General features: G+C 70.3%; 27 protein-coding genes and 1 pseudogene. 16 read left to right on the forward strand and 12 right to left on the reverse strand.

The window, feature by feature from the left end; translation table 11 throughout:
- The first annotated feature begins 30 nt into the window (after positions 1-30).
- Positions 31-1,005 (forward strand): ABC transporter ATP-binding protein, encoded by a 975-nt coding sequence (locus R2B38_RS24290; protein WP_318018151.1) that lies wholly within the window; start codon positions 31-33, stop codon positions 1,003-1,005.
- Positions 992-1,870: an ABC transporter permease gene (locus R2B38_RS24295; protein ID WP_318018152.1), complete on the forward strand. Its 879-nt coding sequence runs from the start codon at positions 992-994 to the stop codon at positions 1,868-1,870. Before R2B38_RS24290 ends, R2B38_RS24295 begins: the two co-directional genes overlap by 14 nt.
- 19 nt (positions 1,871-1,889) lie before the next feature.
- Here R2B38_RS24295 and R2B38_RS24300 read toward each other — a convergent pair whose 3' ends face one another.
- The 4 genes from R2B38_RS24300 to R2B38_RS24315 all read right to left on the reverse strand — a co-directional run bounded on the left by R2B38_RS24300 (position 1,890) and on the right by R2B38_RS24315 (position 4,134).
- Complete coding sequence (locus R2B38_RS24300; protein ID WP_318018153.1) at positions 1,890-2,477, reverse strand: NAD(P)H-dependent oxidoreductase; 588 nt, start codon at positions 2,475-2,477, stop codon at positions 1,890-1,892.
- Positions 2,478-2,715: 238 nt separating this feature from the next.
- Complete coding sequence (locus R2B38_RS24305; protein WP_318018154.1) at positions 2,716-3,249, reverse strand: DUF6668 family protein; 534 nt, start codon at positions 3,247-3,249, stop codon at positions 2,716-2,718.
- A gap of 244 nt (positions 3,250-3,493) precedes the next feature.
- Positions 3,494-3,616: a hypothetical protein gene (locus tag R2B38_RS24310; RefSeq protein ID WP_318018155.1), complete on the reverse strand. Its 123-nt coding sequence runs from the start codon at positions 3,614-3,616 to the stop codon at positions 3,494-3,496.
- Between the two features lie 284 nt (positions 3,617-3,900).
- Positions 3,901-4,134, reverse strand: a complete 234-nt coding sequence (locus R2B38_RS24315; RefSeq protein WP_318018156.1) for a hypothetical protein — start codon at positions 4,132-4,134, stop codon at positions 3,901-3,903.
- Positions 4,135-4,168: 34 nt separating this feature from the next.
- Between R2B38_RS24315 and R2B38_RS24320 the strand changes: the two genes are divergently transcribed.
- Positions 4,169-4,813 (forward strand): hypothetical protein, encoded by a 645-nt coding sequence (locus R2B38_RS24320; protein ID WP_318018157.1) that lies wholly within the window; start codon positions 4,169-4,171, stop codon positions 4,811-4,813.
- Positions 4,814-4,823: 10 nt separating this feature from the next.
- Here the strand turns inward: R2B38_RS24320 and R2B38_RS24325 are convergent, their stop codons facing one another.
- From R2B38_RS24325 to R2B38_RS24335, 3 genes are all read right to left on the reverse strand, one after another.
- Entirely contained in the window at positions 4,824-5,285 is a 462-nt protein-coding gene (locus R2B38_RS24325) for a VOC family protein (protein ID WP_318018158.1), read from the reverse strand.
- Positions 5,286-5,323: 38 nt separating this feature from the next.
- The gene (gene rarD / locus R2B38_RS24330; protein ID WP_318018159.1) at positions 5,324-6,319 is read right to left on the reverse strand and encodes an EamA family transporter RarD; all 996 of its coding nucleotides are present in this window, start codon (positions 6,317-6,319) and stop codon (positions 5,324-5,326) included.
- A gap of 176 nt (positions 6,320-6,495) precedes the next feature.
- The gene (locus tag R2B38_RS24335) at positions 6,496-7,350 is read right to left on the reverse strand and encodes an SDR family oxidoreductase (protein WP_318018160.1); all 855 of its coding nucleotides are present in this window, start codon (positions 7,348-7,350) and stop codon (positions 6,496-6,498) included.
- A gap of 105 nt (positions 7,351-7,455) precedes the next feature.
- On the opposite strand from R2B38_RS24335, the gene R2B38_RS24340 reads away from it, so the two are divergent.
- From R2B38_RS24340 to R2B38_RS24350, 3 genes and pseudogenes are all read left to right on the forward strand, one after another.
- Positions 7,456-7,872 (forward strand): helix-turn-helix domain-containing protein, encoded by a 417-nt coding sequence (locus R2B38_RS24340; protein ID WP_318018161.1) that lies wholly within the window; start codon positions 7,456-7,458, stop codon positions 7,870-7,872.
- An 84-nt stretch (positions 7,873-7,956) separates the two neighbouring features.
- Positions 7,957-8,355 (forward strand): annotated as a pseudogene (locus R2B38_RS24345) (DUF6082 family protein); the annotation flags it as partial.
- 42 nt (positions 8,356-8,397) lie between these two features.
- Entirely contained in the window at positions 8,398-8,673 is a 276-nt protein-coding gene (locus R2B38_RS24350; protein WP_318021775.1) for a hypothetical protein, read from the forward strand.
- 63 nt (positions 8,674-8,736) lie between these two features.
- On the opposite strand, the gene R2B38_RS24355 is transcribed toward R2B38_RS24350, so the two are convergent.
- From R2B38_RS24355 to R2B38_RS24375, 5 genes are all read right to left on the reverse strand, one after another.
- Positions 8,737-9,816: a 2-oxoacid:ferredoxin oxidoreductase subunit beta gene (locus tag R2B38_RS24355; RefSeq protein WP_318018162.1), complete on the reverse strand. Its 1,080-nt coding sequence runs from the start codon at positions 9,814-9,816 to the stop codon at positions 8,737-8,739.
- Positions 9,809-11,746, reverse strand: coding sequence for a 2-oxoacid:acceptor oxidoreductase subunit alpha (locus R2B38_RS24360; RefSeq protein WP_318018163.1), 1,938 nt, complete (start codon positions 11,744-11,746; stop codon positions 9,809-9,811). Before R2B38_RS24360 ends, R2B38_RS24355 begins: the two co-directional genes overlap by 8 nt.
- Positions 11,747-12,064: 318 nt before the next feature.
- On the reverse strand, positions 12,065-12,724 hold the full coding sequence (locus tag R2B38_RS24365; RefSeq protein ID WP_033282544.1) for a LuxR C-terminal-related transcriptional regulator: 660 nt from the start codon (positions 12,722-12,724) through the stop codon (positions 12,065-12,067).
- Between the two features lie 278 nt (positions 12,725-13,002).
- Positions 13,003-14,346 (reverse strand): sensor histidine kinase, encoded by a 1,344-nt coding sequence (locus R2B38_RS24370; protein ID WP_318018164.1) that lies wholly within the window; start codon positions 14,344-14,346, stop codon positions 13,003-13,005.
- Between the two features lie 122 nt (positions 14,347-14,468).
- Positions 14,469-15,683, reverse strand: a complete 1,215-nt coding sequence (locus R2B38_RS24375; protein ID WP_318018165.1) for a sensor histidine kinase — start codon at positions 15,681-15,683, stop codon at positions 14,469-14,471.
- A gap of 283 nt (positions 15,684-15,966) precedes the next feature.
- Here R2B38_RS24375 and R2B38_RS24380 point away from each other — a divergent pair, with 283 nt between their 5' ends.
- The 10 genes from R2B38_RS24380 to R2B38_RS24425 are packed head-to-tail and all read left to right on the forward strand — an operon-like array spanning position 15,967 to position 26,236.
- Complete coding sequence (locus R2B38_RS24380; RefSeq protein ID WP_318021776.1) at positions 15,967-16,386, forward strand: NADH-quinone oxidoreductase subunit A; 420 nt, start codon at positions 15,967-15,969, stop codon at positions 16,384-16,386.
- Complete coding sequence (locus tag R2B38_RS24385; RefSeq protein WP_318018166.1) at positions 16,377-17,063, forward strand: NADH-quinone oxidoreductase subunit B family protein; 687 nt, start codon at positions 16,377-16,379, stop codon at positions 17,061-17,063. Before R2B38_RS24380 ends, R2B38_RS24385 begins: the two co-directional genes overlap by 10 nt.
- Positions 17,060-18,301, forward strand: coding sequence for an NADH-quinone oxidoreductase subunit C (locus R2B38_RS24390; protein ID WP_318018167.1), 1,242 nt, complete (start codon positions 17,060-17,062; stop codon positions 18,299-18,301). Before R2B38_RS24385 ends, R2B38_RS24390 begins: the two co-directional genes overlap by 4 nt.
- Positions 18,298-19,266 carry a complex I subunit 1/NuoH family protein gene (locus R2B38_RS24395; RefSeq protein WP_318018168.1) on the forward strand — a complete coding sequence of 323 codons (969 nt, stop codon included), beginning with the start codon at positions 18,298-18,300 and terminating at the stop codon, positions 19,264-19,266. Before R2B38_RS24390 ends, R2B38_RS24395 begins: the two co-directional genes overlap by 4 nt.
- Entirely contained in the window at positions 19,266-19,865 is a 600-nt protein-coding gene (locus R2B38_RS24400) for an NADH-quinone oxidoreductase subunit I (RefSeq protein ID WP_318018169.1), read from the forward strand. Before R2B38_RS24395 ends, R2B38_RS24400 begins: the two co-directional genes overlap by 1 nt.
- Positions 19,862-20,701: an NADH-quinone oxidoreductase subunit J gene (locus R2B38_RS24405; RefSeq protein WP_411978489.1), complete on the forward strand. Its 840-nt coding sequence runs from the start codon at positions 19,862-19,864 to the stop codon at positions 20,699-20,701. Before R2B38_RS24400 ends, R2B38_RS24405 begins: the two co-directional genes overlap by 4 nt.
- The gene (nuoK, locus tag R2B38_RS24410) at positions 20,701-21,120 is read left to right on the forward strand and encodes an NADH-quinone oxidoreductase subunit NuoK (protein WP_318018170.1); all 420 of its coding nucleotides are present in this window, start codon (positions 20,701-20,703) and stop codon (positions 21,118-21,120) included. The genes R2B38_RS24405 and nuoK overlap by 1 nt, the downstream gene beginning before the upstream one ends.
- Positions 21,117-23,111: an NADH-quinone oxidoreductase subunit L gene (locus tag R2B38_RS24415; RefSeq protein WP_318018171.1), complete on the forward strand. Its 1,995-nt coding sequence runs from the start codon at positions 21,117-21,119 to the stop codon at positions 23,109-23,111. The genes nuoK and R2B38_RS24415 overlap by 4 nt, the downstream gene beginning before the upstream one ends.
- A 6-nt stretch (positions 23,112-23,117) precedes the next feature.
- On the forward strand, positions 23,118-24,716 hold the full coding sequence (locus R2B38_RS24420) for an NADH-quinone oxidoreductase subunit M (protein ID WP_318018172.1): 1,599 nt from the start codon (positions 23,118-23,120) through the stop codon (positions 24,714-24,716).
- A complete protein-coding gene (locus R2B38_RS24425) occupies positions 24,713-26,236 on the forward strand; it encodes an NADH-quinone oxidoreductase subunit N (RefSeq protein WP_318018173.1) in 1,524 nt (507 codons plus the stop codon). Before R2B38_RS24420 ends, R2B38_RS24425 begins: the two co-directional genes overlap by 4 nt.
- The last annotated feature ends 100 nt before the right edge of the window (positions 26,237-26,336 follow it).

Consider the following 26,336-nt stretch of genomic DNA (forward strand, 5'->3'; position numbering starts at 1 on the left):
CCTTGTGGGCACGGTGAATTGAGGGAGTCTATGGGCGGACCGTCCGCTGAAGCGCCGGAACAGGCGGACGCGGGTGACGGCATCATCGCCACCCGCGGTCTCACCAAGCGCTTCCGCGGCGGTCAGCTCGCCGTGGACGGTCTCGACCTGACCGTCCCGGCGGGCAGCGTCTTCGGCTTCCTCGGGCCCAACGGCTCGGGCAAGACCACCACCATCCGCATGCTGATGGGGCTGATCGAACCCACGTCCGGCACGGCCCGTGTGCTGGGGCGGCCCATGCCCCGGTCCGTGCGTACGGTTCTGCCGCGCGTGGGCGCTCTGATCGAGGGGCCCGCTCTGTACGGGTTTCTCTCCGGGCGCGACAACCTGCTTCGTTACGACGCCGCCGATCCGACCGCCGATCCGCGTACCCGGCGGGACCGGGTCGCCGCCGCGCTGGATCGGGTGGGGCTGACGGCCGCCGCCGGTAAGAAGGCGAAGGCTTACTCCCTGGGGATGAAGCAGCGGTTGGGGCTTGCCTCCGCGTTGCTTCAGCCTCGGGAGCTGCTTGTTCTGGACGAGCCGACCAATGGGCTCGATCCGCAGGGTATGCGTGAAATCCGGTCTCTGATCCGGGAGTTGGCGTCGGACGGCACGACCGTTTTTCTGTCTTCGCACCTGCTCGATGAGATCGAGCAGGTCTGCACGCATGCGGCCGTGATGGCGCAGGGGCGGCTGATCACGCAGGGGTCGGTGACCGAGCTGGCGGCGGGGGCGCGGGGGCGGCTGTTCGTGACCACGCCTGATGCGGGGGACGCGGCGCGGGTGCTGAAGGAACTGGGGCTGGCGGATGTGGTCCTGGCGGAGGAGCGGGTGACCGCGGAGCCGCCCGATCGTGAACTCGCCGAGGTGAACGAGGCGTTGGTGACCGCCGGGGTGCGGGTGCGGGGCTTCGGGGTTGAACGGGCTTCTCTGGAGGACGCGTTCGTGGCGTTGACGGGGGAGGGGTTCGATGTCGCGGGCTGACCTCGCCGTGCGGGCGCCGCGGTTGATGTGGACGTTCGGGCTGTTGCGCAGCGAGCTGGTCACCACGTTCCGGCGGTGGCGGACGCTTGCGTTGCTCGGTGTGCTGGCTGCCGTGCCGATCCTGGTCGGGGTCGCGGTCAAGCTGGAGACGCAGGGTGGGTCCGGGCTCGAGCGTGGGGACGGGGGTGGTGGTGGGCCTGCGTTCATTGCGGAGATCACCAACAACGGGCTGTTCCTGGTGTTCACCGCGCTGGCCGCGACCCTTCCTTTCTTCCTGCCCATGGCCATCGGGGTCGTCGCCGGTGACGCGATCGCGGGTGAGGCCAGCGCGGGGACCCTGCGGTATCTGTTGGTGGCTCCGGCCGGGCGGACCCGGTTGCTTCTCACCAAGTACGCGACTGTGCTGACGTTCTGTGTGGTGGCGACCCTGGTCGTGGCGCTGTCGGCGCTGACGGTCGGGGCGCTGTTGTTTCCGCTGGGGGATCTGACGACCATCTCGGGTACGCAGATCAGTTTCGCGGAGGGGTTGGGGCGGGCGCTGTTGATCGCGTTGGCCGTTGCCGCGTCTCTGGTCGGTATCGCCGCGCTGGGGTTGTTCATCTCGACGATGACCAGCAGTGGGATCGCGGCGATGGCGACTACCGTGGGGGTGCTGATCACCGTTCAGATCCTTGATCAGATTCCTCAACTGCACGCGCTCCAGCCGTACTTCTTCTCCCACTACTGGCTGTCCTTCGCCGACCTCATGCGTGAGCCCGTGTACTGGGACGACCTGGTGAAGAACCTGGGCCTTCAGGCGCTGTACGCGGCGGTGTTCGGGTCTGCGGCGTGGGCGCGGTTCACGGCGAAGGACATCACGGCGTAGGACATCACGGCGTGGGACATCACGGCGTGGGGAAGCGGGCGAGCGGGGCTTCCTGGGTGAAGAACGTCTTCGCCCGGGTCAGGGCCTCGGTGTCCTTCAGGACGTCGTCGGGGGCGCTGCCGTTGCCGAGCAGGACTCCGCCGAAGCGCATCTTGAGGTAGGCGGCGGAGTTGTTGAGCGTGCCTACCACCGGGTCGGCGACCACGGGTTCGTCGTCGGCGAGCGCGGAGACGCCCCAGAGCGTGCGGCCGGCCATCGTGGCCTTGAAGTCCGCGCCGGGTACGCGCAGCCAGTCCGACCAGTAGTCCAAGTAGCGCTTGGTGAGACCGGAGAGCGAGTACCAGTAGACCGGCGAGGCGATCACGATGTCCGTCGCGGCGAGGGTGGCGTCGAGGAGCCTGCGGACGGTGTCGTTCTCGGTGGGCTGGACGGCTCCGACGATTCCGTCGTGCCGGATGTCCAGGAAGTCGGGGAGCGGGTGGTCGGCGAGGCGTATCCACTCCTGTTCGACGTCGGGAGGCAGCTGCTCGGCGGCCCTGCGGGCGAGGAGTTCGGTGTTGCCGTCGAGGCGGGCGCTGCCCAGGACGAAGAGGAAGCGGCGGGTCATGGGTCCCCCAGGGGTAATCGGCGCGCGGTTGTTGTAGTCGTATGCATTATATGCGCGCGCAATCATCTGTCCATGGGGGAGCTGGGGGGCTGGGGGGGGCGGCCGGGTTGGGGGTGGGGGGTTCGGTTGTTTGCGGGGTGCGGGTGCTTGGGGGCTTGTCGCGCAGTTCCCCGCGCCCCTGAGGGGGTGGGGGAGCTGGTGTTTGGGGGTGCTGGGTGTGCCCGGGCCCCTGGCCGGGTCATGGGGTGTGGGTGGTGCCTGTCAGGCGGGAGAGGGGGTCTGTCTCTCGGGGTGGGGGGCCGGTCAGGTCGCCGATGCGCCAGGCCGGGACCCAGGGGACGCGGTAGACGTCGATCACCGATTCGATGGCCCTGACGTGGGGGGCCAGCTGGCGGGGGAGGCGGCCGGGGGCGTCCGCTACGAGGACTACGGCGTCCAGGTCCAGCCCTGCTGGTGCCTCGCCGCGGCGGAAGACCTCCAGGGCGCGGGCCACGGCGGCCAGGCCTGCGGCGTGTGTGCGGGCGACGAGGAGGATCGACGGGGGGTCCTCGGGGCCCGGCCAGTCGCGGCCGCAGTCCTGGCCGCCGTAGACCGAGGCGAGGGTGGTGACGCCGGTGCCGCCGTGGGTGGCCACCCAGGAGAAGCGGCGGCGGGGGGTGGCGGTGGGGATACTGGAGGGGCCCGGTGTCCCTGGGTGCGGGCCGTTGTCCAGTGGTAGGGGTACCGGGCCGCGGAGCCAGATCTCCGGGCCCTGGCGTCCACCTGTCTGCATGGCCGAGCTCCTCCCTCGTGACCCCGCCGGTCTTCACGGAACTCCTGGGACGAGGCTGTGACGTCGTGGTGACCTGAGAACCTGAAGGGAACGGCGAGACTCAACAGTACGCGTACGAACGGATCTTGACGCTGGGGAGCGCGGGCCGCCTCCCCGACGCATGCGAGTGAGGGAACCGATGACTCGACTCAGCCGCGAGAAGAAGCGGGAACAGAAGCGAGCCGCACGCTCGGCACCCGCCGCGTCACCTTTCGAGGTACGCGTACCCGTGGACGGGCCGGGCGCCGGTGGTGCGTCGATCGGCGGAGTGCCGGTCGCGGTCGTCGCGGGGGAGGAGATCCAGCAGGCCGTTCTGAGCCACCTTCATCGCATCGCCTCGGCCACGGGGCATCCCGTGCGCGCGACGATCCACGACGATCGGATCGGGTACGTCGTTCCGCTCCAGATCGATCCGGACGGGTCCAGTCACTTCTCGGCGGAGCCTTGGGCGATGGTTGGCGGGGGGGACGGGGTGGCGTCGGCTGTCCCGGCTGTCCCGGCTGTTCCGGCTGGGTTTCCTCCTCCTCCGCCCGCGTTGCCGCCGGCTGTGACTGCGGATGTCGTGGAGCCGGAGGCTGAGAGTGGTCGTGGGGCGAGTGGGGATCCGGTGACTCATCGGCTGCGGGCGGTGGCGGTTCCGGGGGCGGAGGGGGAGGTGGTCCCTACCTTTCCGTTGCGGGCCGTGCCCGAGTCGGTGGGGGAGTCGGCGCCTACGTTCCCGTTGCACGCCGTGCCGGAGTCGGCCGAGGGGGGTGCGCCGCTGGGGTCCGTCCAGGCGCCTACGGGGGCGTTCGGGCCGCCGCCGGTGATGGACTCGGCGCCGGTCGCGGATGTGCCGTCGGTCATGGATGTACCGCCGGTCATGGATGTACCGCCGGTCATGGATGCACCGCCGGTCACTCCGGAAGTCGCTCCTCGTCCCGCCGCCATCCCGATTCCCGACCTCGCCCTCACCGCCCCGGAACCCGACCCCAAGCCGACGCCCGCGCGCGGGTTCGACGCCGTGGCCGAGGCCGTGCTGGGGGACGAACCGGTGACGACCGACGGTGCGGGGACCGCGTTTCTCATCGAGCCGATGGTGCGGATCAACGACGCCGTCAAGGCGGGGCGGATCGACGAGGCGGCGGGGCTCGCGGAGCGGACCGTCGCGGACGCGGCTGGGGCGCTCGGGCCTGAGCACCCCGAGGTGCTGCGGTTGCGTGAACTCGCCGCCTACATCGCCTACTTGGCCGGTGACCCGCTCCGCGCCTTCCATCTCTCCCTCGACCTCGCCCGCATCCGGCACGGCGCACATGACGCGGAGGCCGCCTACGGCAATGTCCAGAGCGCGGCGACGGCCTGGCGGGCGGTACGCGACCCGGAGCAGGGCCTCGCCCTCGGCCGCGACCTCATCGACCTGTGGACCGAACTCACCGCCGAGGACGGGCCCGCCGTGGAGGACATCGAGGAACTGGAGTCCGCTCGCGCCCGGATGGGGCGGCTCACGGAGCGTGCGCGTCGGGCCGCTGGTCGGGCCGCTGAGTGAGGGCCGCGCTCTAGGCCACGCAGAATTCGTTGCCCTCGGGGTCCGTCATCACGACCCAGGTGCCGGCCGGTTCCGTCACCCGGCGCAACACGCTTGCGCCCAGGGTCGTGAGGCGTTCCACCTCGGCGTCGCGGTGGTCCGGGCCCGGGTGCAGGTCGAGGTGGAGGCGGTTCTTGGTGGTTTTCGGCTCGGGTACGCGCTGGAAGAGGAGGCGGCGGCCCAGGCCCGTGCCGCGGTCCTTGTCGTAGGGGTCGTCGGGGTGGCGTACGGCCATCAGGTCGCGGAAGGCCGGGCGGCCGTGGAAGTCGACGGTCGCCGCCGCGGGCAACGCGCCCATTTCCAGGAGCTGTTGGACGAGGGCGCTGTTGTCCTCGGGCTCGTAGTGGAGCGCGGCCGCCCAGAAGTCCGCCTGGGCGTGGGGGTCGGCCGCGTCGATGACCAGTTTCCAGTGGAGGGGCGTGGGTGTCGTCATGCCCTTCACTCTGGCACCGGTGGGGTGTGGCTGCTGGGCTATGCCTCCACCGTGTCCGCCGGGTTCGGACTCCCGGCCGGGGACCGCTCCAGTGAGAGAGCCGTCGCCGCCGTCGCTGCCGCCGCCCTGCCCCTCCGCGCCGTGCGCCACGCGTCCGTCGTCAGGAGGATGAGGGCCAGCCACACCAGCGCGAAGCCCGCCCAGCGTGCGGGTGGCATGGACTCGTGGAAGTACAGGATGCCCAGGAGGAACTGGAAGACCGGGGCCAGGTACTGGAGCAGGCCCAGGGTCGACAGCGGGACCCGGATCGCCGCCGCGCCGAAGCAGACGAGGGGGAGGGCGGTGACGATGCCGGTGGAGGCGAGGAGGGTGGCGTGGCCGACGCCCTCCTGGGCGAAGGTCGCCTTGCCGTGCGCGCCGAGCCACAGCAGGTAGGCGAGCGCCGGCAGGAACTGGATCGCCGTCTCCGCGGCCAGGGACTCGATGCCGCCGAGGTTGACCTTCTTCTTCACCAGGCCGTACGTCGCGAAGGAGAAGGCGAGCGTGAGGGAGATCCAGGGCGGCTGGCCGTAGCCGACCGCCAGGACGATCACGGCGGCCAGGCCCACGCCGACCGCGGCCCACTGCGCCGGGCGCAGGCGCTCCTTCAGGAGCAGGACGCCCATCGCGATGGTGACGAGGGGGTTGATGAAGTAGCCGAGGGAGGCCTCGACGACGTGGCCGCTGTTCACGGCCCAGATGTAGACGCCCCAGTTGACGGTGATGAAGGCCGCGGCGATCGTGACGAGGCCCAACTTGCGTGGCTGGCGCAGGAGTTCACCGGCCCAGGCCCAGCGCCGGATCACCAGGAGCGCCACGGCGACGAAGGCCAGCGACCACACCATGCGGTGGGCGAGGATCTCGGCGGCGCCCGCGGGCTTGAGCAGCGGCCAGAACAGCGGGACCAGGCCCCACATGCCGTATGCCGCGAAGCCGTTCAGCAGTCCTATGTGGTGCTGTTCGCCCTTCGGCTTCCCGCTCGGCTTCCCGCTCACGGGCCCCTCCTTCGCACGCGCCCTGCCGCGTCGATGCGGCCAGCACGAAGGTAGCGCCGAGCGGGCCCGGCTGTCATGGCCGTATCGCCATACGGTCATGACAGGGGAGGGGCGGGCGTCCGACGGGTGGCCTCTCCCGCCCGATGTTGAGAGGGGGGAGGCCTTCTGCGGGCGGGTCAGCCCTTGAGCGCGATGGCGATCGACTCGCTGATCGGCGTGGTCGGGCGGCCCGACAGGCGGGACAAGTCGCCGGTGGAGACGACCAGTTGGCCCTGCGCGATGGACGCGTCGACACCGGCGAGGATCGCGGCGAACGGCTCGGGCAGGCCGGCGCCGGTGAGGATGCCGACGAGCGTCTCGCCGGGCACGTTGTTGTAGGCGATCTCCTTGCCGGTCTGGCGGCTCAGCTCGGCCGCGTACTCGGCGAAGCTCCACGCCTCGTCGCCGCCCAGTTCGTACGTCTGGTTCTCGTGGCCCTCGCCGGTCAGTACGGAGACGGCGGCGGCGGCGTAGTCGGCGCGGCTCGCGGAGGAGACCCGGCCGTCACCGGCGGCGGCCACGACGGCGTTGTGCTCCAGCACGGGGGCGAGGTTCTCGGTGTAGTTCTCGTTGTACCAGCCGTTGCGGAGCAGGGCGTACGGCACTCCGGACGCCAGCAGTGCCTCCTCGGTGCCGCGGTGGTCGTCGGCCAGGGCGGCGGCGAGGGGGCCGGGGGCGCTGGTGTAGGCGAGGAGGGCGACACCGGCGGCCTTGGCGGCCTCGATGACGACCTTGTGCTGCTCGACGCGGCCCTTGTCGAACTCGTTGCCGGAGATCAGCAGCACCTTGTCGCCGGCGGCGAAGACGGTGTCGAAGGTTCCGGGGGTGTTGTAGTCCGCGACCGCGATCTTCACGCCGCGCTCGGCGAAGTCGGCGGCCTTCTCCGGCGTCCGTACGACAGCGGTGATCTGGTCGGCCGGAACCTTCTCCAGCAACTGCTCCACGACGTGACGGCCGAGGTGTCCGGTGGCTCCGGTGACGACGATGCTCATGGGTGACAGCTCCTTGTGGGTGTGCGGCGTGGTGCGGTGCGTGCCACTAACCCTAGGGGAGGCGCTAACTCGTGGAAAGTACCCACTTTGAAGTAAGGTACTGGCATGGCAGTAAGTGCAGAGATGACGGGTGGCCGCGCCGTGGGTGAGGCGATGTGCCCGCACCGGCTGATCATGGAACACGTCACGTCCCGCTGGGGCGTCCTCGTCCTCATCGAACTCCTCGACCGCCCCTACCGCTTCAGCGAACTCCGCCGTGCGATCGGAGAGGTGCGGCAGGTGAGCGAGAAGATGCTGGCCCAGACCCTGCAGACGCTTGAGCGGGACGGCCTGGTGCATCGTGACGCCCGGCCGGTGATTCCGCCGCGGGTCGACTACTCCCTGACGGATCTGGGTCGCGAGGCGGCGGAGCAGGTGCGGGGGCTGGCGCTGTGGGCCACGGAGCGGATGGGGGAGGTGCTGGAGGCGCGGGAGGCGTATGACGCGGCGAAGGTGCGAGCGGGTACCGCCGGGGCGCTCTAGTTCTGCCCTGTGCGCGGCGCGTCCTTCCGTGCGCCCCCTTTCCGCCTCGCGCGTCGCTTTCGGGGGCGGGGCAGGGTGGTCGGCATGGTTGCGTCAGAACAGGCCCAGGCCATACAGGAGTTGGCCCGGCAGGTCGGCCGTGTGGCGGAAGAACTGAACCGAGCGAATCAGCTTCAGCTGCAACGCCTCTTCGGCGAGCAGTTGGACCGGGCGATCGACGACCCGTCGCTCGTGGAGGTACTGAGCACTCTGGGCGGTGTCTCGGAGGGCAAGCGCCGGCAGCTGATTTTCGCCAACAAGCAGTACGCGTTGATTCTGCGGAGCTATCGAGTCGGCGACGTCGACAGGAGCGAACTCCTCGGGAGCCTGAAGATCTTGAGCAAGAGCCCCATCTTCGCGGAGTACTGGCAGTTGACGGCCGAGCACCGGCGGTTGTTGCCGCCGGAGTCTCTGGAAGCGCGGACTGGCAGGGCTGTGGACGCCATCGTGGACGAGCGGCTCGACGAGCTGGATGAATGGTGGGTCGTGGGACCGGCGCCGGAATCGCGCGGCGCGACTCCGGCGGCCCTCCCGGTTCGCCGTCTCGGTGACTCGCCGCGCCAACGAGGAAGTGTGACGGGGGAGACCTGTCCAGATGTCTTCGAACTCAGCGACGGCAGCTTCGCGGTCATCGGCACGGACCGAACCCAAGAGCTGGACGCACTCCTCCCCGCCGACGCCGCCCGAGCCGACTACGAACGCATCGTCGTCATCACGCGCGACACACTCCTCCGTGCCAAGCGGGACATCCCCGACGCCTGACGTCAGCAGATCAAGAGGGCCTGGGCAGCACGCCCAGGCCCTCCATCCGTACGGCCGGAACCGTCAGCCCACAACCGTCCAGGTGTCCCCGCCCGCCAGCAGCGCGGCCAGGTCACCCTTCCCGTTCTGGACGATCGCCGTGTCGAGCTGGTCGGCCATCTGGGTGTCGTAGACCGGGCGTTCCACGGACCGGAGTACACCGATCGGTGTGTGGTGCAGGGTGTCCGGGTCGGCCAGGCGGGAGAGGGCGAAGGCCGTTGTGGGCGAGGTCGCGTGGGCGTCGTGGACCAGGATCTGGGACTCGTTCGCCGGGGTTACGTCGACCACCCTCAGGTCACCCGTCGTCGCGTCCCGGACCACGCCCCGCGCGCCGTCCGCGCCGAAGCGGATCGGTTGGCCGTGTTCGAGGCGGATCACCGCTTCCTCGGCCTGCTGGCGGTCCTTCAGGGCGTCGAAGGCGCCGTCGTTGAAGATGTTGCAGTTCTGGTAGATCTCGACCAGGGCCGTGCCGGGGTGGGCTGCCGCCTCGCGCAGGACCTGCGTCAGGTGTTTGCGGTCCGAGTCGATCGTCCTCGCGACGAAGGACGCCTCCGCGCCGATCGCGAGCGACACCGGGTTGAAGGGGGCGTCCAGGGAGCCCATCGGCGTCGACTTCGTGATCTTCCCGACCTCGGAGGTCGGCGAGTACTGGCCCTTCGTCAGGCCGTAGATCCGGTTGTTGAAGAGGAGGATCTTCAGGTTGACGTTGCGGCGCAGGGCGTGGATCAGGTGGTTGCCGCCGATGGAGAGGGCGTCGCCGTCGCCCGTGACCACCCAGACGCTCAAGTCCCGCCTGGAGGACGCCAGTCCCGTGGCGATCGCGGGGGCGCGGCCGTGGATCGAGTGCATGCCGTACGTGTTCATGTAGTACGGGAAGCGGGAGGAGCAGCCGATGCCGGAGACGAAGACGATGTTCTCCTTGGCCAGGCCCAGTTCCGGCATGAAACCCTGGACCGCCGCGAGGATCGCGTAGTCACCGCAGCCGGGGCACCAGCGCACTTCCTGGTCGGACTTGAAGTCCTTCATGGACTGCACTGCCTCGGCCTTGGGGACGAGTGAGAGTGCCTCGATCGTGCCCGTGCCTTCCGTGGACGTCTCAGCCATCGATGGCCTCCTTGAGAGCCGTGGCGAGCTGCTCAGCCTTGAACGGCATGCCGTTCACCTGGTTGTACGAGTGCGCGTCCACCAGGTACTTCGCCCGCACCAGCGTGGCGAGCTGACCGAGGTTCATCTCGGGGATCACCACCCGGTCGTAGCGCTTCAGGACCGCGCCGAGGTTGCGGGGGAAGGGGTTGAGATGGCGGAGGTGGGCCTGCGCGATGGACTCGCCGGCGCCCCGCAGCCGTCGTACCGCCGCCGTGATCGGGCCGTACGTCGAGCCCCAGCCCAGGACCAGCGTCCGCGCGCCGTGCGGGTCGTCGACCGTAAGGTCCGGTACGTCGATGCCGTCGATCTTGGCCTGGCGGGTGCGGACCATGAAGTCGTGGTTGGCGGGGTCGTAGGAGATGTTGCCCGTGCCGTCCTGCTTCTCGATGCCGCCGATGCGGTGTTCCAGGCCGGGTGTGCCGGGGATGGCCCAGGGGCGGGCGAGGGTGTGCGGGTCGCGTTTGTAGGGCCAGAAGACCTCGGTGCCGTCGTCCAGGGTGTGGTTCGGTCCCTGCGCGAACTGGACGGTCAGGTCCGGGAGTTCGTCGATGTCGGGGATGCGCCAGGGCTCGCTGCCGTTGGCCAGGTAGCCGTCCGACAACAGGAACACCGGTGTGCGGTAGGTGAGGGCGATGCGCGCGGCCTCGATCGCCGCGTCGAAGCAGTCGGCCGGGGTGCGCGGGGCGACGATCGGGACCGGCGCCTCGCCGTTGCGCCCGAACATCGCCTGGAGCAGGTCGGCCTGTTCGGTCTTGGTGGGCAGGCCCGTGGAAGGGCCGCCGCGCTGGATGTCCAGGACGAGGAGCGGGAGTTCCATGGATACGGCGAGGCCGATGGTCTCCGACTTCAGGGCCACGCCCGGGCCGCTCGTCGTCGTCACCGCGAGGGAACCGCCGAAGGCCGCCCCCAGCGCCGCGCCGATGCCCGCGATCTCGTCCTCGGCCTGGAAGGTCCGTACGCCGAAGTTCTTGTGCCGGCTCAGCTCGTGCAGGATGTCCGAGGCCGGGGTGATCGGGTACGAGCCCAGGAAGAGGGGGAGGTCCGCCTGCCGGGACGCGGCGACCAGGCCGTAGGACAGGGCCAGGTTCCCGGAGATGTTGCGGTAGGTGCCGGTCGGGAACGCGGTGGCGGCCGGGGCGACCTCGTAGGAGACCGCGAAGTCCTCCGTCGTCTCGCCGAAGTTCCAACCCGCCCTGAACGCCGCGATGTTGGCCGCCGCGATCTCGGGTTTCTTCGCGAACTTCGACTTCAGGAACTTCTCCGTGCCCTCGGTCGGCCGGTGGTACATCCACGACAGCAGGCCCAGCGCGAACATGTTCTTGCTGCGCTCGGCCTCCTTGCGGGTCAGGCCGAAGTCCTTCAACGCCTCGACGGTGAGGGTGGTGAGGGGGACGGGATGGAGGCTGTAGCCGTCCAGCGAGCCGTCGTCGAGGGGCGAGGCGGCGTAACCCACCTTCTGCAGCGCCCGTTTGGTGAACTCGTCCGTGTTGACGATGATCTCCGCGCCGCGCGGCACATCGGCGATGTTCGCCTTCAGGGCGGCCGGGTTCATCGCGACCAGCACGTTGGGCGCGTCGCCCGGGGTCAGGATGTCGTGGTCGGCGAAATGCAGCTGGAACGACGAAACCCCCGGCAGGGTGCCTGCGGGGGCGCGGATCTCGGCCGGGAAGTTCGGCAGTGTGGAGAGGTCGTTCCCGAAGGACGCCGTCTCCGAGGTGAAGCGGTCGCCGGTGAGCTGCATCCCGTCACCCGAGTCACCGGCGAACCGGATGATGACCCGGTCCAGGCGGTGGACGTCCTTCACCCCCGCCGGTTTGCGTTGTTCCCCTACCAACGTGCTGTCGGCTCCGTCGGCCTGCTCCGCTGGGCTACTGACCTGGCTGGTCACTGAACTGGACCTCCTCTTCGAGGACGCTGTCCGGGCATGGTCGTCACGCCGACCCTCCCAGGATCAACCCTACGTCTGTAAGGGTCGCCTTCCTTCGGCCGTTCGCATCATGGACGCTGTTTTGAGACGGCCCGGCGCCCTGACTTGTCATGATTTCTCGCCCCCCGGCACTTCCCTTGACGACGCTCCCGTCGCGTTGACTGGTTCTCGGATCGCGCTGTCCGCGTACTGGGCCCGGCTGACAGCAAACTGACGGCGGCGAACAACCGCCGGTCGGCGGCCGGACAGCTGACACGGTGTCAGTTTGGCAGGATTCTGTCAGGAGTTGAGGTAGGTGAGGACGGCCAGAACTCGTCGGTGATCCCCGTCACTCGGCGACAGGCCCAGCTTCAGGAAGATGTTGCTGACGTGCTTCTCGACCGCGCCGTCGCTCACCACGAGCTGCCGGGCTATCGCGGAGTTCGTGCGCCCCTCGGCCATCAGCCCCAGCACCTCGCGCTCCCGCGGGGTGAGTCCGGCGAGCACGTCCTGCTTGCGGCTGCGCCCGAGCAGCTGCGCGACCACCTCCGGGTCGAGCGCCGTACCGCCCGAGGCCACGCGCACGACCGCGTCGACGAACTCGCGCACCTCGGCCACCCGGTCCTTCAGCAGATAGCCGACGCCGTGTGTGGAACCGGCCAGCAGTTCGGTGGCGTAGCGCTCCTCCACGTACTGCGACAACACCAGCACGCCGAGGCCGGGATGCGCCTTGCGCAACTCCACGGCCGCCCGCACGCCCTCGTCGGTGTGCGTGGGCGGCATCCGTACGTCGGCCACGACCACGTCCGGCAGCGCGCCCTGCTCGGCCAGTTCGGTGATGGTCTTCACCAGCGCGTCCCCGTCGCCCACCCCGGCGACCACGTCGTGCCCGCGGTCGGTCAGCAACCGGGTCAGGCCCTCCCTGAGCAGCACTGAATCCTCGGCGATGACCACCTGCACCCTGTCCTCCACGATGTTCGGCCCCCCATTGCCCGCCCTGCCGGCCCACGTCGATTCGCGTCCGTCCACACGACAGGTCCAGCATTCCAGGGTTCGCGACTCGGTGCGGGCGGGGGGATGGAATCGGGGCCGGGGGGGGGTGTTGGAGGCTGGGGGTAAATCTAACCGCTGTCGGGTGCATTGAACGGTTAGATCGGACCCCAGCCTGCGGAGGGTGGTGGGGGCGGGGCGGGGGAATCCGGCCCGTCCGAACTCCCCGCCCCGTCAACCCCGCCCTCTCAACCCCGCCAGGGCAGCTCCGCCGTGATCCGGGTGGGCCCACCCACCGGCGAGTCGACCACCAGGATGCCGTCCACCGCGTCGAGCCGCCCGGCAAGACCGGCCAGCCCGGAACCGCCGGAGGCATCCGCGCCGCCCACCCCGTTGTCCACGACCTGCAGCATCAGCCGGTTCTCCACCCGCCACACGTCCACGGCCGCCCAGGTCGCCCTCGCGTGCTTGCTGATGTTCTGCAGCAGCTCGGAGACGGTGAAGTACGCGATGCCCTCGATGGCGGCCGCCGGCCGCGCGGGCAGATCCACGTCCACCTGCACCGGCACCGTGCACCGCGAGGCCACGGAGGACAGGGCCGCGTCCAGCCCCCGGTCGGTCAGCACCGCCGGATGGATCCCGCGCGCCAGATCCCGCAGCTCCTGCAACGCCGTCTTGACCTCGCCGTGCGCCTCGCCCACCATCCGCGCCGCGGCCTGCGGGTCCTCCGTCAGCTTCTCCTTCGCCAGCCCCAGATCCATGGCCAGGGCCACCAGCCGGGCCTGCGCCCCGTCGTGCAGGTCGCGCTCGATCCGCCGTAGATCCGCCGCCGCCGTGTCGACCACGACACCGCGGTCCGACTCCAGCTCCACGACCCGGGTCGCCAGGGTGGAGGGTCCGAGGAGCCCGTGCACCATGAGGCGGTCGACCATCGTCAGGGCCCGCACGATCCACGGCGTGGCCAGGGTGAACAGCAGTCCGACCAGCGCGGTGACGGTGATCTCGAAGGGGTTGTCCAGGTAGATCTGGTGGTGCTGGTCGCCGTAGAGCTGGAGGCCGCCCTGGCCGCCGTACATCGGGAAGACCCAGAACCACAGCGGGTACGTCAGGAGGGCCCAGCCGTAGGCCCAGAAGTTGAGGGCGACGACGAAGGAGAAGACCGCCCACGGGAAGTGCAGTACCGCGTACAGGAGATGGCGCCAGGACGTGCCGCTCTTGAGGACGGCGCCCATCCAGGCCAGCGGGCCGTTCTTCTTCATGCGCAGCGGCTCGGGGGCGGCGACGTCCAGGCCGAGCAGGCGGCGGGCCCGCGCCCGTTCCAGCGCGCCGAAGCCGCGGCAGCCGGCCAGGGCGCCCGCCAGGACCGGGACGCCGAGAAAGGTGATCAGCAGGCCCGCGCCCAGCGACACCATCGTGACGGCGTAGGTGAAGAGCAGGATGCTGATCGGCAGGCTCAGCAGGACGTAGCCGAACTCCCGCCAGCTGCGCGCCTCGAAGGGCGCGCGCAGCGCGGCCGGCAGCCGGTGCCGGCGCCGTTCGTCGAGGTCGAACGTGCCGTGCGTGCCGTACCCCTGCCCGTACTCCGTGGCCATTGACGTCGTCCCGTTCTACTCGTTTCCGCAGCCGCGTCGGCCGTGCTGTCGTATCTCCAGACTGCTCGACCGCAGGTCCGTGGACCATGGAGTCCGTCGGCCTCTCGGGAGGGGGGTTTTCCCTACCCCCGGGGTGGCTCGGAGGTCCGTTCCCGCCATGGCAGTTCCGCCGTGACGGTCGTGGGGCCGCCCGGCGGGGAGTCGAGGACGAACAGGCCGTCGACCGCGCCGAGGCGGTCGGCGAGGCCGCGCATGCCGGTGCCGCCGTCGAGGTTCGCGCCGCCGCGGCCGTCGTCCCAGACCTGGATGAGCAGGCGGTCGTCCGACCGCCACACGTCCACCGACGCCGTACGGGCGCCGCTGTGCTTGCTGATGTTCTGCAGCAGCTCGGAGACGGTGAAGTACGCGATGCCCTCGATGGCGGCGGCCGGGCGCGCGCCGAGGTCGGCGGTCACCTGCACCGGCACCGTGCAGCGCGAGGCGACGGAGGAGAGGGCGGCGTCCAGCCCGCGGTCGGTGAGGACGGCGGGATGGATCCCGCGCGCGAGGTCCCGCAGCTCCTGGAGCGCCAGTTTCACCTCGCCGTGCGCCTCGTCGACCATCGCGGCGACCTGTTCGTCGGCCTGGCCCTCCAGCAACTTCTCCTTGGCCAGCCCCAGTCCCATCGCCAGATTGACCAGCCGGGCCTGCGCCCCGTCGTGCAGGTCGCGCTCGATCCGCCGCAGATCCGCCGCCGCCGTGTCGACCACGACACCCCGGTCGGACTCCAACTCGGCGATACGGCGCTCCAGTTCGTCGGAGGGGGAGAGGAGGCCGCGCACCATCGCGCGGTCCGCGTTCGCCAGCCCGCGGGCGATGAACGGCAGCACCGGCCACAGCACGAACAACGAGGTCAGCGTGACGGTGAAGGTGACGATGCCCCACGGCAGCCGCATCCCGTCGTACAGCACCGTCCGCCAGCCGACCGGGTCCTTCAGCGCCATCCACACCCGTTGCAGCAGCCCGCCGCCCTTGCGCCACGGCAACGGGCTCGGCTCGTCGATCCGCACCCCGAGCAGCCGCCTCGCCCGGCCCCGCTCGAACTTCCCGATCAGCCGCGCGCCCATCAGCCCCAGCGCGAGCAGCGGAATCCCGACCACGGTGACGGTCAGCCCGCCGCTGACGGCCAGCATCGTCACCACATAGACGAAGCCGAACACCGACACCGGCAGGTTCGTCAGGAGATGCGCGATCTCCTTCCAGGTGTGTCTGTCGTAGGCGAAGCGGGCCGGCGGCAGCGGCTCGTCGAGCTCGCCGCCGGGTGCCGCCGGGTCGGCGTAGGGGATGCGTACGGTCATATGGGCCAGCGTGCCCCGCGGCGCGCTCCAGCGCCATGAGGTCCGCCGCCCGGGCCTGCTGGGGAAAACCCCACCATCGCGTCCGTCCCGTCCTGCCGAGCGGATCTCAAGCCGTGACGGGCTGCTTACCGTGCCTTTAACAGGGCCTAGACTCCCGTGCGTACAGATCGTCGAACACAGAGTTCACATGGGTCACGGGGGCACCGGGTCACCGGAGCGGGCCGTGGGGCAGGCAGCCCGTGCGGAACTCCGTGCGGAGGAGGAGGGGTCGGACTTGCGGGCGATGTTGTCGGAGACCTTGCGGGAGCCGACCGCGGTCGTCGCGGCGGACTCGGCGGACTACTTCCGGTCCTACTCCGTCGTGGGACTGCTCGCCGTCGTCGGCGTGCTCTTCGTCGCCGTGGCCTTCGGCGCGGGCCGCCTGCTGCGCCCGGTCGTCCCCACCCCCGAGAAACTCCTGACGTACGAGTGCGGCGTCGACCCCGTCGGCGAGGGCTGGGCCCACACCCAAGTCCGGTACTACGTCTACGCGTTCCTGTACGTCATCTTCGCCGTCGACTCGATCTTCCTCTTCCCCTGGGCGACGGTCTTCGCCGCGCCGGGCTACGGCGCGGCGACCCTCGTCGAGATGTTCGTCTTCCTCGGCTTCCTGACCGTGGGCCTGCTGTACGCATACAAGAAGGGCGTCCTGGCATGGACGTGACCCCCGAGGACGTGACCCCCGAGCCCGTGATGTTGCCGGAGCCGAAACGCCTGGGCGCCCTTGCCCGCCTCGCCCCCGAACCGATGAAGGTGGTCCTCAACTGGGGCCGCCGCTACTCCCTCTGGGTCTTCAACTTCGGCCTGGCCTGCTGCGCCATCGAGTTCATCGCCGCGTCGATGGCCCGCCACGACTTCATCCGCCTGGGCGTCATCCCCTTCGCGCCCGGCCCGCGCCAAGCGGACCTGATGGTGGTGTCGGGCACGGTCACGGACAAGATGGCCCCGGCCGTGAAACGCCTCTACGAGCAGATGCCCGAGCCCAAGTACGTCATCTCCTTCGGCGCGTGCAGCAACTGCGGCGGCCCGTACTGGGACTCCTACTCGGTGACGAAGGGCGTCGACCAGATCATCCCGGTCGACGTCTACGTCCCCGGCTGCCCGCCCCGCCCCGAGGCCCTCCTCCAGGGAATCCTCAAACTCCAGGAGAAGATCGCCCGGGAGTCGCTGGGGGAGCGGTACGGGACAACTGCCGCGGGCCGTCCTTCCACGGCCGCGCTGCAGAGCGGGCTGGTTCCGGCGCCGGTGCCCGACGGGGATTCCGCGGCTGCGGCCTCGTCCTCCGACTCGGGTTCGGGTTCAGGTTCGGGCTCCGACTCCGGCCCGGGGGACGCCCGATGACCGCCGTCGGCTGGCTGCCGGCCCCGGTCGAGGAGCTGTTCGGCACGGAGGCCACGGCCGAGGAGTCCTACGACCTCCTCACCGTCGACGTACCCCCCGCCACCTGGCTCACCGCCCTGCGCACCGCCCGCGACGACCTGGGCTGCACCTACTTCGACTGGCTGAGCGCGGTCGACGAACCAGGCACCGGCTTCCGCGTCTGTGCCCACGTCGTGGCACTGTCACCGGTACGCCGACTCCTCGTCCGTACGACCGTCCCGCACGAGACCCCGGCACTCCCCACCGCCGTCGACGTCTACGCGGGTGCCGCCTGGCACGAACGCGAGACCCACGAAATGTTCGGCGTCGACTTCGAGGGCCACCCGGCACTGGACCACCTCCTCCTCCCGGAAACCTTCGAGGGCCACCCCCTCCGCAAGGACTTCGTCCTCGCGGCCCGCGTGGCCAAGGCCTGGCCCGGGGCGAAGGAACCGGGCGAGTCGGACCACGGCGGCCCGAAACGCCGCCAGATGCTCCCGCCCGGCGTGCCCGACCCGAACGAGTGGGGCCCCTTGAAGGGCCAGCTCCCGGCAGCTCCGGCACGACCGGCGAGGGGCGCGGCACGTGCTGCGGGTGAGCGCCCGGTGCGTGGGGCGGGGGAGCGTCCGGTGCGTGGGGCGGAGGAGCGCCCGCTACGTGCGCCGGGTGACCTCCCGGCCCGTGCGGCGGGCGAGTCTCCGGCCGGCGCGGCGGGTGACGGCCCGGCCCGTGCCGCCGGCGATCGCCCGGTGCGGCGGGCCCGTTCGGCTTCGGAGGGGTCGGTGAGCCAGGGCATGCCGACTGAGGGCGCGACGCCTTCGGGTGAGGGCGCGGCGCCGCCCCGCCGGTCGCGCAGCGCGAGCGACGGCTCGGCATCGCAACAGGATCCGGCGCCAGCTCCGGCTGCGGAGCCGTCACCGGCACCGGCGGTGGAACCGGAATCGGCACCTGCGGCGGACCCGTCACACGGACCGGCACCAACACCAGAGGGCAGCACCTCCCGGCCCCCCACCGCTCCCCGCACCACGGACGCCCCGTGGCACAACGCCCGCCCAGCCTTCGAGCGACCCGAGCCCGAACCTGACCCCGAGCCCGAGCCTGAGGCCAAGCCGGAACCCGAGGCCAAGCGGGAACCCGAAGCAACTGCTCCTGACCCGGCCGCAGTTGAACATCCCGACTCACCCCCGACCCCCGACACCCCCACAGGAGGCCCGCAGTGAACGACGCGCTCGACGTCGCCCTGCGACTCCTGATCGTCTTCGTCGTCTTCCTCACCTTCCCCCTGATCGTCGGCCAGACCGAGCACAAGGTGATGGCCCACATGCAGGGCCGCCTCGGCCCGATGTACGCCGGCGGCTTCCACGGCTGGGCCCAACTCGTCGCGGACGGCGTCAAGTTCGCCCAGAAGGAAGACATCGTTCCGGCGGGCGCGGACCGCCGTATCTTCCAACTCGCCCCCGCCGTGGCCCTCCTCCCGTACCTCCTCGTCCTCCTCGCCATCCCGATCGGCCCGGGCGAGGGCGCTGTCGGTCAGGTCCTGGACGCGGGCATCTTCTTCGTCCTCGCGGTGATGGGCGTGAGCGTCCTCGGCTCGCTCATGGCCGGCTGGGCCTCCGCCAACAAGTTCTCCCTCCTCGGCGGCCTCCGCACCGCCGCACAGCTCCTCGCCTACGAACTCCCCATGCTGCTCACCGCCGCCTCCGTGGCGATGGCGGCCGGCACGGTCTCCCTCCCCGGCATCCTCGACGCCTTCCACTGGTGGTGGCTGCCCTGGCAGATCGTCGGCGCGATCGTGTTCTTCGTGGCGGGCCTGGCCGAACTCCAGCGCCCTCCCTTCGACATGCCCGTCGCCGACTCCGAGATCATCTTCGGCGCCTACACCGAATACACCGGTCTCCGCTTCGCCCTCTTCCTCCTCGCCGAGTACGCCGGAATCGTCGTCCTGTGCGGCCTGACCACCGTCCTCTTCCTGGGCGGCTGGCACGGCCCGTGGGGTGCGGACGGCCTCGGCTGGGTGTGGACCCTGCTGAAGACCGGCATCCTCGCCTTCGTCGTCATCTGGCTCCGCGTCACCTATCCCCGCCTGCGCGAGGACCAGCTCCAGAAGCTCTCCTGGACCCTCCTCGTCCCCCTCTCCCTCGCTCAGATCGCCCTCACCGGCATCGTGAAGGTGGTGTTCCTCTGATGGCCCCCATCCCCGGCTCCGGTCTGGCCAAGGGCCTGGCCGTCACCCTCCGCACGATGACGAAGAAGACCGTCACCGAGCAGTACCCGGACACCCAGCCCGACCTCCCGCCCCGCACCCGCGGAGTCATCGGTCTGTTCGAGGAGAACTGCACGGTCTGCATGCTCTGTGCCCGTGAGTGCCCCGACTGGTGCATCTACATCGACTCCCACAAGGAGACGGTCCCGGCGGCGGCCCCCGGCGGCCGTGAGCGCAGCCGCAACGTCCTCGACCGCTTCGCCATCGACTTCTCCCTGTGCATGTACTGCGGTATCTGCATCGAGGTCTGTCCTTTCGACGCGTTGTTCTGGTCCCCGGAGTTCGAGTACGCCGAGACCGACATCCACGAACTCACCCACGAACGCGACAAGCTCCGCGAGTGGATGTGGACGGTCCCGGCCCCGCCCGCCCTCGACCCCGGCGCCGAGGAACCCAAGGAGATCGCGGCCGCCCGCAAGGCCGCCGAGAAGCTGGCAGCGACGCAGGCCGCAGCGCAGGCCGCGCAGGTTGACCCCGCTGACCCCGCAGACCCCACCGAGCCGCCGGAGGGCCAGTCGTGACCCTCGCCGAAACCGTCGCCGTGACCACCACGGCAACTCTCGCCGCGCCCCGCGCCCACGGCTTCCTCTCCCCGACCGGCGTGGAGATCGCCTTCCTCCTCGTCGGACTGGTCACCTTCGGCGCCGCCCTCGTCACCGTCACCACCAAGCAGCTGGTGCACGCCGCCCTGTGGCTCGTGGTGACCCTCGGGGGTCTCGCCGTCGAATACCTCCTCCTCACCGCCGAGTTCATCGCCTGGGTGCAGGTCCTCATCTATGTCGGCTCCGTCGTCGTCCTCCTTCTCTTCGGTCTGATGCTCACCAAGGCCCCCATCGGCCGCTCCCCGGACGCCGACTCCGGCAACCGCCGGCCCGCCCTCGCCGTGGCCGTCGCCGCCGCGGCGGCCCTGGTCTGGGTCGTCGTCGACGCCTTCCGCGCGACCTGGATGGACCTGGACGGTCCGGCCGCCGGCTCGACCGCGGTGACCGGCGCGAGCCTGTTCCAGAACTGGGTTCTCCCCTTCGAGGCCCTCTCCGTCCTTCTCCTCGCGGCACTGGTCGGCGCGATCGTCCTGTCCCGCAAGACGAAGTCGGAGCTGAGCTCTCCCCCTGTGAACTCCCGGGGAGCGACCGGTAGTTCCCCATCCGTCCCGGATTCCCGTAATCACACGTTCAGGCGAAATAGCCGTTCTCAAGGCAACGATCCGACCGAGCGGAACGAACCCACCACGCGGAACGAACCCACCACGCGGGACAACCTCACCGAGCAGAACAACCCCACCGCACCGAACAACCCCACCGCACCGAACAACCCCACCGAGCAGGACAACCCCACCGAGCAGAAGGGAACCCGCTGATGCACCTCGTCTATCCCGCCGTGCTCGCCGCCCTCCTCTTCTGCACCGGCATCTACGGCGTCCTCGCCCGCCGCAACGCGATCCTCGTCCTGATGTCGGTCGAGCTGATGCTCAACGCCGTCAACCTGAACCTGGTCGCCTTCGACGTCTGGCTCAGCAGGACCGCCGAGGAGAAGCTGCACTCCGGCCAGGCCCTCACCCTGTTCACCATCGCCATCGCCGCCGCGGAGATCGGCATCGGCCTGGCGATCGTCCTCGCCGTCTACCGGGGCCGCGGCACCTCGGACATCGACAGACTCCGCGACACCGCCGAGGGGCACGAATCCGACGGCCCGGACGGCGACGGCTCCGACAGCGACGCCGCTGACAGCGACGGCACCGAGCCCCCCGCGGCCGAGAAGGCTGAGGCCACCGCGTGACCACGACCACCCTCGCCGTCCTCGTCCCCCTCCTTCCGTTCCTGGGCGCCGCGGCCGGCCTGCTCCTGGGCCGCACCGCCCCCGGGTTCGTCCGCCCGCTCGCCGTCCTGCCGTCGCTCGCCGCGCTCGCGCTGGCCGCGGTCGTCGCCGTACGACAGGGCGGCGACGCGGCCATCGACTCCGCCACCGAACTCACGCCCACCGGCTCGGTCCCGATCGAACTCGCCCTGCACATCGACGGCTTCGCCGCCCTCGTCGCCGTGCTGGTCGCCTTCGTCGCCACCTGTGTGCAGATCTACTCGACGGGCTACCTGCGCGACGACCCGCGCTACCCCTCGTACGCGGCCCTCGTGTCCCTCTTCACCTTTGCGATGCTCCTCGTCGTCTACTCCGGCGACCTGATCGTGCTGCTGGTCGGCTGGGAGGTCATGGGCATCTGCTCCTACTTCCTCGTCGGCCACTACTGGGAGACCCCGGAGGCCCGCGCCGCCTCCATCAAGGCCTTCCTCGTCACCAAACTCGGTGATGTCCCCTTCCTGATCGGCCTGTTCGCGCTCGCGACCGACGCCGGGTCCTTCCGCATCACCAAGGTCCTGAGCACCGTCGCGCACGGCGGGCTGCACCACCCGACGCTGATCGCGCTGCTGCTCCTGGCCGGCGTGGCGGGCAAGTCGGCGCAGTTCCCGCTGCACACCTGGCTTCCCGACGCGATGGCGGGCCCCACGCCCGTCTCCGCGCTGATCCACGCCGCGACGATGGTCGCCGCCGGTGTCTACTTCGTCGCCCGTCTCCTCCCGGTCTTCGAGGCATCCTCGACCGCGATGGTCGTCCTCGCCGTCATGGCCGCCGTGACGATGGCCGGGTCGGGCCTCGCCGCGCTCGCCCAGGACGACATCAAGCGCGTCCTCGCGTACTCGACGATCGGTCAACTCGGCTACATGACCGGCGCCCTCGCCGTCGGCGACCGCGGTGCCGCCGTCTTCCACCTCCTGTCCCACGGCGCCTTCAAGGCGCTGCTCTTCCTCGCGGCCGGCGTGATCATCCACGCCTCCGGCACCAACTCACTCGCCGCCATGTCCCGCATGGGCAACCTGCGCGCCCGTGTCCCCGACGCCTTCTGGACGATGACCGTGGCGCTCCTCGCGCTCGCCGCGATCCCGCCCTTCAGCGGCTTCTTCTCCAAGGAGTCCGTCCTCGGCGCCGCCGAACACGCGGCCACCGGAGACACCGCGCACATCCCCGGCACCGCGGGCTGGATCGTCCTCGTCGCCGGTCTGCTCGCCGCCCTCCTCACCGCCGCGTACGCGACGCGCCTGTGGCTGCTCGCCTTCCACGGACGGGGAGTTGAGGCCCCGGACCACGGCAGGCAGCCGGTGGCGATGAACGCCGTGCTGTGGGTGCTCGCTGTCCCGTCCCTCGCCCTCGGCGGACTCGCCTACCGCGTGCTCCCCGACTGGTTCGACGGCCGCGACCTGACCCCGACGCTCACCACCTCAGTGCTCGGCACGGGCGTCGCCCTCGTCGGCGGCATCGTCACCTACGGCGCCTGGCGGCAGACCACCGCGTTCGCGGCCGGCGCGCCCCTGGGTGCGGTCGCGGCCCACCCGGAGGGCGACGCCGGACTCGTCGAGGCCGAGGCCATCGCGAGCCACACACCCGCCTACGGAGACGTCGCCTCGGCACCCGACCCGGCGGACCCGGGCCGCCTCCTGCTCGGGCCACTGCACCGCCACGCGGCCGCCGGCTTCCACCTGGACGCCGTCTACGGGGCGCTGTTCGTCCGCCCGGTGCTGGCCGCGGCGGGCCTCGTCCGATTCCTCGACCGCGAGGTCGTCGACACCTACGTACGCGGCGCGGGCACCTTGCCCCGCCTCCTCGGAGCCGCCGTCAGGCGCGCACAGACCGGCAATACGCAGACCTATGTGAGCGCGCTGCTCGCCGGCACCGTCGTCCTGACGGTCGCCGTCCTCCTCGTCGCCACGGGAGCGTGAGCAGGCGTGATCGATATCAACGAGTCCGTGATGCAGGTCCTTCTGGCGTTCATCGTCGTCGGCCCGCTCCTCGGCGCCGTCACCGCCCTGCTGCCCGCCCCGCCCGGGCTGAGGGGGAAGTCGCCCGAACAGGCCGTCCTACGGCACGGCGTGACCGTGACCGGCGTGATCCTCATCGCCGCGATCGTCCTCGCGCTCGGCTTCGACCACGACCATCCGTCGAAGATGCAGGCCACGACCGACATCAGCTGGATCCCCGCACTCGACGTGCGCATCCACCTCGGCATCGACGGCATCTCCCTCCCCCTCCTGGTCCTGACCGCGCTGCTGACTTTCCTCTGCGCGGTCTACTCCTACTTCAAGCAGCAACATCAGCGGCTGACGCCGCGGGCTACGGGCCCGTCCCCGAAGGCGTTCGTCGCCCTGATCCTCGTCCTGGAGTCCGGCACCCTCGCCACCTTCGCCGTCCTCGACCTGATCCTCTTCTTCCTCGCCTTCGAGACCGTCCTGATCCCGATGTACTTCCTCATCGCCCGCTGGGGCGGTGCCCAACGGACCCAGGCCGCTTGGAAGTTCATCCTCTTCACGCTGCTCGGCTCCGTCGTCATGCTGCTCGGCCTGCTCCTGATCGGAATCAAGGCGGGCACATTCGACATGGTGGCACTCGCCACTGACAACGGCCGGTCGCTGACCACATCCGTGCAGGTCATCGCCGTTCTGGCGATCGGGATCGGGCTCGCGGTCAAGACTCCGATGTGGCCCCTGCACAGCTGGCTGCCCGACGCCCACACCGCCGCCCCGACCGTCGGCTCGGTCCTGCTGGCGGGCGTGCTGCTCAAGATGGGCACGTACGGGTTCGTCCGCATCCTGCTGCCGATCGCGCCGGACGGCATGCACACCTTCGCGCCCTACCTCGCCGCCTTCGCCGTCGTCGGGATCATCTACGGCTCGCTGGCCTGCCTCGCCCTCGTCAGACAGGGCGCGAAGGGCGACCTCAAGCGCCTCATCGCGTACTCCTCCGTCGGCCACATGGGCTTCGTCCTGCTCGGCATCTCGACGATGACCCCGACCGGTGTGAACGGCGCGCTCTTCGCCAACATCGCCCACGGCCTCATCACCGGCCTGCTCTTCTTCCTCGTCGGCGCCCTCAAGGACCGCACCGGCACGACCGACCTGGACACCCTGGCCGAGGAGACCGGCGCGGCCCTCTACGGCAAGGCACCACGCCTCGGCGGCCTGCTCGCGTTCGCCGCCGTCGCCTCGCTCGGACTGCCCGGACTCGCGGGATTCTGGGGCGAGATGCTCGCGCTGTTCGGCGCGTTCAAGCCCGCCGCGGACCTCAGCCGCCCCGCGTTCCTCACCTTCATGGCGATCGCGGCCTTCGGCACTCTCCTGACGGCCGCGTACATGCTCGCCGTGGTCCGCCGCGTCTGCATGGGCGCCGTGGCGCAGGAAGCGCCGAAGCTCGCCGACGTCCAGACGTACGAGTTCGCCGCCTGGACCCCGCTCGTCGCCCTCACCGTCGCCGCCGGCCTGTGGCCGAAGGCACTCCTCGGCCTGACCGACCCGGCCGTGCAGCAGCTCCTCGCAGGAGGCAACCGATGAGCGCCCTGGCCCAGCCTCTCGCGGAGTCGATGGTCCAGTCCGTCGACTGGCTCGCGATCGCACCGCCCACCATCACGGCGGTCGTCGGCCTGGTCGTCCTCGTCGCCGACCTGTTCCTCCAGGAGGCCAGAAAAGCGCTCCTGGGCTGGGTGTCGGTCGCGGGCCTGGCCGCCTCCGCCCTGATGCTGCTGCCCCTCCTGGACGGCGACCGCGCCACCTTCTGCCTCACCGGCGACGCAACTGCCTGCAGTTATACGGCGGACCGCTTCACCCTGGTCATCCAGTTCCTGGTCCTCGGCGGCGCCCTCCTCGCGGCCCTCCTGTCGATCACCACCCTGAAGGACGCCGACAAGGGACTCCCCGAAGGGGAGTACTGGTTCCTGCTGCTGTCCTCCGCCGCGGGCGCCGCCCTGCTGCCCGCCTCCCGTGACCTCGCGACCTTGATCGTCGCCCTGGAGGTCGCCTCCCTGCCCGCGTTCGCCCTCGTCGGCATCCGGCACGGCGACAGGAAATCCGCCGAAGCGGCCCTCAAGTTCTTCCTGTCCTCGGTCACCGCGACCGCGGTCAGCCTGATGGGCGTCAGCTTCGTGTACGCCACCACGGGCACCCTGTACCTCACCGAGATCGCCGACCGCATCCAGCACGTGGACGGCCAGTTCCACACCCTCGCCCAGACCGGCGTCGCCCTCACCCTCATCGGCTTCGCCTTCAAGACGGCCGCCGTCCCCTTCCACTTCTGGGTACCCGACACCTACGTAGGAGCGCCCCTCCCGATCGCCGCCTACTTGTCGGTCGTCGGCAAGGCGGTCGGCTTCTCCGGCCTGATCCTCGTCACCGTCGTCGCCTTCCCGTCGTACGCCGACGTCTGGGGCCCGGCACTCGCCGCACTGGCCGCCCTCACCATGACGGTCGGCAACCTGGGTGCCCTGCGCCAACAGGCCACGCGCGCGTACAGCGCGGTACGGCTGCTCGCCTGGTCGTCCGTCGGACAGGCCGGCTACCTCCTGGTGCCGATCGCCGCAGCCGCGTACTCCAAGGACGCCCAGAAGTCGATCGGCTCCACCGTCGCCTACGCCCTCATGTACGCCGCTGTGAACCTCGGCGCGTTCACGGTGGCCGCCCTGGTGGGCCGTAGCAGAGCCCTCAACCGCATCAGCGACTACCGGGGCCTGTACGCCTCGAACCCCCTGGCCGCCCTGCTCCTGGCGTTCTTCCTGCTGTGCCTCGCCGGGCTGCCGCCGGGTGTCATCGGGCTCTTCGCCAAGGTGACCGTCTTTTCGGCGGCCGTGGACGCGGGCCTTGGCTGGCTCGCGGTCGTCATGGCCGTCAACGTGGTGATCGCGCTCTTCTACTACCTCCAGTGGACTGCCCTGTTGTTCCGCGCCCCTGAGGGCGAGCACGCCAAACACCGTGTCCCCGCGCCCCTCACGGCCGCGCTCGCTCTCACCGGCGCCCTTGGGATCGCCCTCTCCGGAGCACCCCAACTGGTCCTGCGCTTCGCCGCCACCGGACTCTTCTGAGCCACCGGCACATACCACCGTCCTCACCCGGACGGCCCACCCCCGGCGTCGTACGCACAAGGGAACTAGAGCTCCCCGCCTGGCGTTGACCAGTACGGGA

Origin of the sequence: Streptomyces sp. N50 (genome assembly GCF_033335955.1) — a bacterium.
GTDB lineage: Bacteria > Actinomycetota > Actinomycetes > Streptomycetales > Streptomycetaceae > Streptomyces.